The organism is Nocardia lasii, assembly GCF_042658545.1.
GTDB lineage: Bacteria > Actinomycetota > Actinomycetes > Mycobacteriales > Mycobacteriaceae > Nocardia > Nocardia lasii.
Genome location: NZ_JBHSQN010000010.1, coordinates 125,370 through 131,418 on the forward strand (window position 1 = coordinate 125,370; position 6,049 = coordinate 131,418).

A 6,049-nucleotide genomic window follows, 5' to 3' on the forward strand; every position below is an offset into this window, starting at 1 on the left:
GGTCACGCCGATCGCAGCGCGCGCAAGGTCAGCGCGGCGTCGAGGGCGGCGGCACAGGCCTGCTCGCCCTTGTCCTCGGCCGAACCGGGCAGCCCGGCCCGATCGCGCGCCTGCTCCTCGTTGTCGGTGGTGAGCACACCGTTGGTGACGGGTGTGGCCGCGTCCAGCGACACCCGGGTCAGGCCGGCGGTCACCGCGTCGCACACGTACTCGAAATGCGGTGTGCCACCACGGATCACGACACCGAGGGCGACCACGGCGTCGTGGGTGCGCGCCAGTTCCTGGGCCACCACCGGCAGCTCCATCGCGCCCGCGCACCGCACCACGGTCACGTGCTCGACGCCGGCCTCCTTCGCCACCCGCTCGGCGTTGGCGACGAGGGTGTCGCAGATCTCGGTGTGCCAGCGCGAGGCGACGATGCCGAGCTTGAGGTCTTTGGCCTGTGCCAGGGCGAAGGTCGGAACACCCGTGCCGCTCATCGCTACCGCCTTTCCGAAGGAGTGATCACTGCGCGGTCTCGCCCAGGTCGAGATCGTCGAGGCCGACCAGGTCGTGGCCCATCCGGTCGCGCTTGGTCCGCAGGTAGTGCAGGTTCTCGGCGTTGGCGCGCAACGGCATCGGCACCCGCTCGGTCACCGCGAGGCCGTAGCCGTCGAGGCCGACCCGCTTGGCCGGGTTGTTGGTGAGCAACCGCATCGAACGGATCCCGAGATCGACCAGGATCTGCGCGCCGGTGCCGTAGTCGCGGGCATCGGCGGGCAGGCCCAGATCGAGGTTGGCGTCGACGGTGTCGCGACCGCTGTCCTGCAACTGGTAGGCCTGCAGCTTGTGCATCAGGCCGATGCCGCGACCCTCGTGCCCGCGCATGTAGAGCACGACACCGCGACCTTCCTGGTCGACCATCTCGAGCGCGGCGTCGAGCTGCGGGCCGCAATCGCAGCGCAGCGAACCGAACACGTCACCGGTGAGGCACTCCGAGTGCACGCGCACCAGCACGTCCTCGCCGCTGCTGATGTCGCCGCGCACCAGCGCGACATGCTCGGCGTCGTCGAAGATGCTCTGGTAGCCCACGGCCTTGAAGTCGCCGTGCGCGGTCGGGATGCGGGCCTCGGCCACGCGCACCACGTGCTTCTCGTGCTTGCGCCGCCAGGCGATCATGTCGGCGATCGAGATCATCGCCAGGTTGTGCTCGTCGGCGAACACGCGCAGCTCGTCGGTGCGGGCCATGTGCCCGTCGTCCTTCTGGCTGACGATCTCGCAGATCACGCCCGCGGGGCGCAGACCGGCCATCCGGGCCAGGTCAACGGCCGCCTCGGTGTGGCCGGGGCGACGCAGCACGCCGCCGTCCTTGGCGCGCAGCGGCACGATGTGGCCGGGGCGGGTGAAATCGTCGGCCTTGGCCTCGGCGCTGGCCAGCAGCCGCATGGTGACGGCCCGGTCGGCGCCCGAGATCCCGGTGGTGATGCCCTCGCGCGCGTCCACCGAGACGGTGTAGGCGGTGCCGTGCTTGTCCTGGTTCATCGCGTAGGCGGGCGGCAGGCCGAGGCGGTCGCAGTCATCGGCGGTCAACGGCACGCAGATGTAGCCGGAGGTGTAGCGGATCATGAACGCGACCAGCTCCGGGGTGGCCTTCTCGGCCGCGAAGATGAGGTCGCCTTCGTTCTCCCGGTCCTCGTCGTCGATGACGACGACAGCCTTGCCGGCCGCGATATCGGCGACCGCGCGCTCGATGCTGTCCAACCTGGTCACGTCTGCTTGCTCCGTAAATTTTGGCGGCTGGCGCCGCGGGTTTCTCGGTGTTCTCGGCGGCTGGCGCCGCTGGTTTCTCGGCCCGGTGGGCCTCGATCTTCCCTCCCTCCGGGCACTCCTTCGTCGCACCCTCCGCTCAGTCCAGATCGAGGCGGCCGAGAAACCTCTCAGGTATGGCAACTGTCTGGTCTGACGATTGACACCCACATTACGGCCCCACCCAGCTTTCTTCGGGGGCCACCCGTAAGGCCGAGTCAGCCTCGTTGGGCGAGGCGTTCCACGTACTTCGCGATGACGTCCACTTCCAGGTTGACGGTGGCGCCCAGCGGCGCGGAACCGAGGACCGTGAGCGCCAGGGTGGTGGGGATGAGGGAGACCTCGAACCAATCACGGGATCCGTCGGCGTGGGGTTCATCGTCGACGCCGAGCGCGGAGACCGTGAGCGAGACGCCGTCGACGGTGATCGAGCCCTTCTCCACCACGTAGCGCGCGATCGCGTCGGGCAGCGAGATCCGCACGATCTCCCAGTTCTCCGACGGGCTGCGGCCCAGCACGGTGCCGGTGCCGTCGACGTGGCCCTGCACGAGGTGCCCGCCGAGGCGGCTGTTGAGCGCGGCGGCGCGTTCGAGGTTGACCGGCGAGCCCGCGACGAGCGCGCCGATGCTCGAGCGCTTCAGGGTCTCGTCCATCACGTCGACGGTGAAGCTGTCGCCGTCGACCACGTCGACGACGGTCAGGCAGACACCGTTGACGGCGATCGAATCACCGTGTCCGGCATCGGAAGTCACCAACTTGCCGCGAATGGTCAGCCGGGCCGCGTCGGGCAACGCCTCGGTGGCCACGATCTCGCCCAGCTCCTCGACGATCCCTGTGAACATGCCTGACTCCCTTGTCGCGTCATCCGTACCCGTTGGGCCCAACAGCCGGTGCCCGGCCACTATTCCCGCGCGGGCATCGGCGGCTCGTCGCACAGCCTAGTGGCGGGGTCGGTGCGCGGCGGGCGGGGGCCGAAACCGGACGCGGGGGGCGGGCCGGTGATGTCGGGGTATCGACATGGGGGGACGCCGCCGTTAATCACGGCGGTGGCGTGTTGTGCGATGCAATTTTCCGAGAGCTGTCGTCCGGTATTCACCAGCTCGCATTGACGCTGTATTACCCACGATTACAACCTGGAAACACGGTGATCGGAATGCTTGCGCGGCCTACCCCGTTGACGCAACATTGTTACGTCAACGATTTCTTTCGTCGCCCGGTGTAGCGATGCGGCTACCGGGAGTTCGCCCCAGGGATAGTCCACCACCGCCAGGGAGACACACTGTGGGTTACAACAGGTTCGCCAGATTCGGGGGTGCCAGATGGGCGCGGTAATCGATTCGACACTGGAAATGCGGTGCGTGCGCTACCGGCGAGAACTTCACCTCCCGGCGACGATCGAGGTCGACTCGCGGCGCATCCTGCTCCAGATCGGCGCGCACCACGGCGCGGTGACCATGCCCAGCGATCTCGGCGAGCGGGTCTTGGCCCGCCTGCAGGAGGCCGCCATCGCGGGCCCGGTCGTCGACCACCCCCGCGCCCGGCGCTGGACCTTCCTGACCGGGCCGAGCCGCCCCGACACCCTCACCGCCGCCGCCTCAGCGGACCTGTTCCGCCTCTACGCCACCGTCGCCTGCGCGGGCAGCCACATCGTGCTGCCCTCGCCCGACGACGAGCGCACCGGCTATCGCACCTGGGTGCGCGAACCCGAGGCGAGTGACAACCGGCCGCCGGTGCGCGCCGTCGTCGACGCGGCGCGGGCGCTGGGCACCCGCAAACTCCGCGTCCTGTAATCGAATTCGGCTACTGCGGCAACCACGCCGAGGTGGCCAGATTGCGCAGCGTGCGCACCGCGGCGCCGGGATCGGCGGTGTTGTAGACGGCCGAGCCCGCCACGAAACAATCGATACCCGCCGCCGCGGCCTGTTCGATGGTGTCGTCATTGATGCCGCCGTCGATTTCCACGACCAGCTGCAATTCTCCGGCGTCGACCAGATTGCGCACGATGCGCGCCTTGTCCAACACACTCGGAATGAACGACTGCCCACCGAAACCGGGTTCCACGCTCATCACCAGCAGGGTGTCGAATTCGCGCAGGATTTCCAGGTACGGCTCGATCGGGGTGTTCGGCTTCACCGAGAGTCCGGCGCGGCCGCCCGCGGCGCGGATATCGCGCGCCACCGCGATCGGGTCGTCGGTCGCCTCGGCGTGAATGGTGACGTTGTAGGCGCCCGCCTCGGCGTAACCGGGGGCCCAGCGGCCCGGATCATCGATCATCAGGTGGCAGTCGAAGGGAATGTCGGTGTGCTTCAGCAAACTCCGCACCACCGGCAGACCCAGTGTGAGGTTCGGCACGAAGTGGCCGTCCATGACGTCGACGTGGAGCCAGTCGCAGCCCTCGACAGCGGCGGCCTCGGCGGCCAGATACGCGAAGTCCGCGGACAGGATCGACGGGGCGATCATCGGCCGGGACGGACGGGAGAAGGTCGGTGTGGACACAGCGCGCAGTGTAGCGACGGCAATGGTGATTGCCCGGCGCGGATGTGGGTAGCCTTCTTCAGGTGACCAATTTTTCGGCGGAACATGGGCCCTTCGGCGCCCCGGTGGAGATTCGTGTGGCAGCACTGCTGACGCAGCTGCCAATCGTGCGCGGTCTGGCCGAAACACTGGTACTACTCAGTGATTTCACGCTCGACGAGGTGGCCGACGTGCGCCTTGCGGTCGATGAGGTGTGCTCCACGCTCATCGCGATCGCGGCGCCGAACTCGTTGCTGGGCTGCGAATTCCTCGTCGGCGACACCGAACTGCGGGTGCGCGTCGACGGGGTCGCCGGTGCGCAGGGCATGCCGGATCAACGCAGCTTCGGCTGGCATGTGCTGCGCACGCTCAGCGACGAGGTGACCGCCGAACAGGGCGACTTCGACGCGGCCGTCGGCGGATATCCCACGACGGTCCGAATCCGTCGGGTCCGGGGGAAAGCGTAGTGCACGGCGAAGAAGAGAAGACCGACCAGCACAGTTCCAGCGAACCCGACAAAACCGACGCCGAGAACGAGGCCACGGAGACCGTCACCCTCGACGACGAGACCGAGACCCCCGCACCGGTATCGGGCTATGACGACGTCAGCTCCCTGTTCGAGCGGCTCGCGGCGACCGAGCCGGGCACCGTGGCGCACGCGGTGGCCCGCGACGCGCTGATCAATCGCTGCATCCCGCTCGCCGACCACATCGCGCGCAAGTTCAGCGGGCGCGGGGAGCCGTTCGACGATCTGTCGCAGGTGGCACGGGTGGGGCTGGTGCACGCGGTGGACCGGTTCGATCTGAGTCGCGGCTCGAACTTCCTGTCGTTCGCGGTGCCGACGATCATGGGCGAGGTGCGCCGGTACTTCCGCGACAACACCTGGGCCATGCGGGTGCCGCGCCGGGTCAAGGAGACCCATCTGCGTATCGGCGCCGCGGTGGATCAGCTCTCGCAGCGGTTGGGGCGCTCCCCCACGGCCAAGGAGATCGCGGCCGAACTCGACGTCGATCCCGACGAGGTCACCCAGGCGGTGATCGCGGGCAACGCGTATCAGCCGACCTCGATCGACGCGGCCTCGATCGGCCGCGACAGCGACGCCTCGCTCATCGACACCCTCGGCGAGGAGGAATCGCAGTTCGACCGGGTCGAGGAGTACATCGCGGTGCGACCGCTGCTGGCCGGGCTGCCCGAGCGCGAACGTCGCATTCTGACGATGCGGTTCTTCGAGTCGATGACCCAGACCCAGATCGCGACGCAGCTGGGCATCTCGCAGATGCACGTGTCGCGGATCCTCGCGAAAACCCTTGCGCGCCTGCGCGAACTGTCCGAACGGGACTGACCCGTCCCCCTATGCCTGCTGCCGGGCGCGCCGCAGCTTCGCGGGAGCGCGCAACCACCAGGCGCTGTCGATCAGTTCGGCGAGCTGTCGCGGGTCGACCACCGCGAGATCGATGAGAATGTAGGGATGCCCGTCGTAGTGCGGGGTCGTGTAGAACGCCGGATCGTCCGAGGCCAGCAGCGCTTGCTTCTCCGCGAGTTCGCAGAGCAGGACCAGGCCGCCTTCGGCTTCGTCGCGTAGTCGCGCGAAGCTCTTGCCGCCCACGTTCAGACCGGGACTGCGCCACCAGGTGCCTTCCGCCACACCCGGCAGGGCCGTCGCCAGCGCCACCACCTGTTCCCATGTCATCGCCATGCCCCGATTCTGCTCCGCGCGGATCGGTGTCGGCTTGGACGAATGGAACGGGGG

At 68.3% G+C, this 6,049-nt stretch carries 8 protein-coding genes; 3 read left to right on the forward strand and 5 right to left on the reverse strand.

Features of this window, described 5'->3' with window-relative positions; genetic code table 11:
- Positions 1-2 precede the first annotated feature (2 nt).
- From ribH to ACFP3H_RS15150, 3 genes are all read right to left on the reverse strand, one after another.
- On the reverse strand, positions 3-479 hold the full coding sequence (gene ribH / locus ACFP3H_RS15140; RefSeq protein ID WP_378605875.1) for a 6,7-dimethyl-8-ribityllumazine synthase: 477 nt from the start codon (positions 477-479) through the stop codon (positions 3-5).
- Positions 480-504: 25 nt separating this feature from the next.
- Positions 505-1,749, reverse strand: a complete 1,245-nt coding sequence (locus ACFP3H_RS15145; protein ID WP_378605878.1) for a bifunctional 3,4-dihydroxy-2-butanone-4-phosphate synthase/GTP cyclohydrolase II — start codon at positions 1,747-1,749, stop codon at positions 505-507.
- A gap of 254 nt (positions 1,750-2,003) precedes the next feature.
- Positions 2,004-2,627: a riboflavin synthase gene (locus ACFP3H_RS15150; protein ID WP_378605881.1), complete on the reverse strand. Its 624-nt coding sequence runs from the start codon at positions 2,625-2,627 to the stop codon at positions 2,004-2,006.
- Between the two features lie 477 nt (positions 2,628-3,104).
- Between ACFP3H_RS15150 and ACFP3H_RS15155 the strand changes: the two genes are divergently transcribed.
- Entirely contained in the window at positions 3,105-3,575 is a 471-nt protein-coding gene (locus ACFP3H_RS15155; protein ID WP_378605884.1) for a hypothetical protein, read from the forward strand.
- A gap of 10 nt (positions 3,576-3,585) precedes the next feature.
- Here the strand turns inward: ACFP3H_RS15155 and rpe are convergent, their stop codons facing one another.
- Positions 3,586-4,245, reverse strand: coding sequence for a ribulose-phosphate 3-epimerase (gene rpe, locus ACFP3H_RS15160; RefSeq protein ID WP_378606412.1), 660 nt, complete (start codon positions 4,243-4,245; stop codon positions 3,586-3,588).
- 98 nt (positions 4,246-4,343) lie between these two features.
- On the opposite strand from rpe, the gene ACFP3H_RS15165 reads away from it, so the two are divergent.
- Together ACFP3H_RS15165 and ACFP3H_RS15170 are read left to right on the forward strand one after the other, a co-directional pair.
- Positions 4,344-4,766 (forward strand): anti-sigma factor, encoded by a 423-nt coding sequence (locus tag ACFP3H_RS15165; RefSeq protein ID WP_378605887.1) that lies wholly within the window; start codon positions 4,344-4,346, stop codon positions 4,764-4,766.
- On the forward strand, positions 4,766-5,641 hold the full coding sequence (locus ACFP3H_RS15170) for an RNA polymerase sigma factor SigF (protein ID WP_378605890.1): 876 nt from the start codon (positions 4,766-4,768) through the stop codon (positions 5,639-5,641). Before ACFP3H_RS15165 ends, ACFP3H_RS15170 begins: the two co-directional genes overlap by 1 nt.
- 9 nt (positions 5,642-5,650) lie before the next feature.
- Here the strand turns inward: ACFP3H_RS15170 and ACFP3H_RS15175 are convergent, their stop codons facing one another.
- Positions 5,651-5,995 carry an MmcQ/YjbR family DNA-binding protein gene (locus tag ACFP3H_RS15175; protein WP_378605893.1) on the reverse strand — a complete coding sequence of 115 codons (345 nt, stop codon included), beginning with the start codon at positions 5,993-5,995 and terminating at the stop codon, positions 5,651-5,653.
- Between the last annotated feature and the right edge of the window lie 54 nt (positions 5,996-6,049).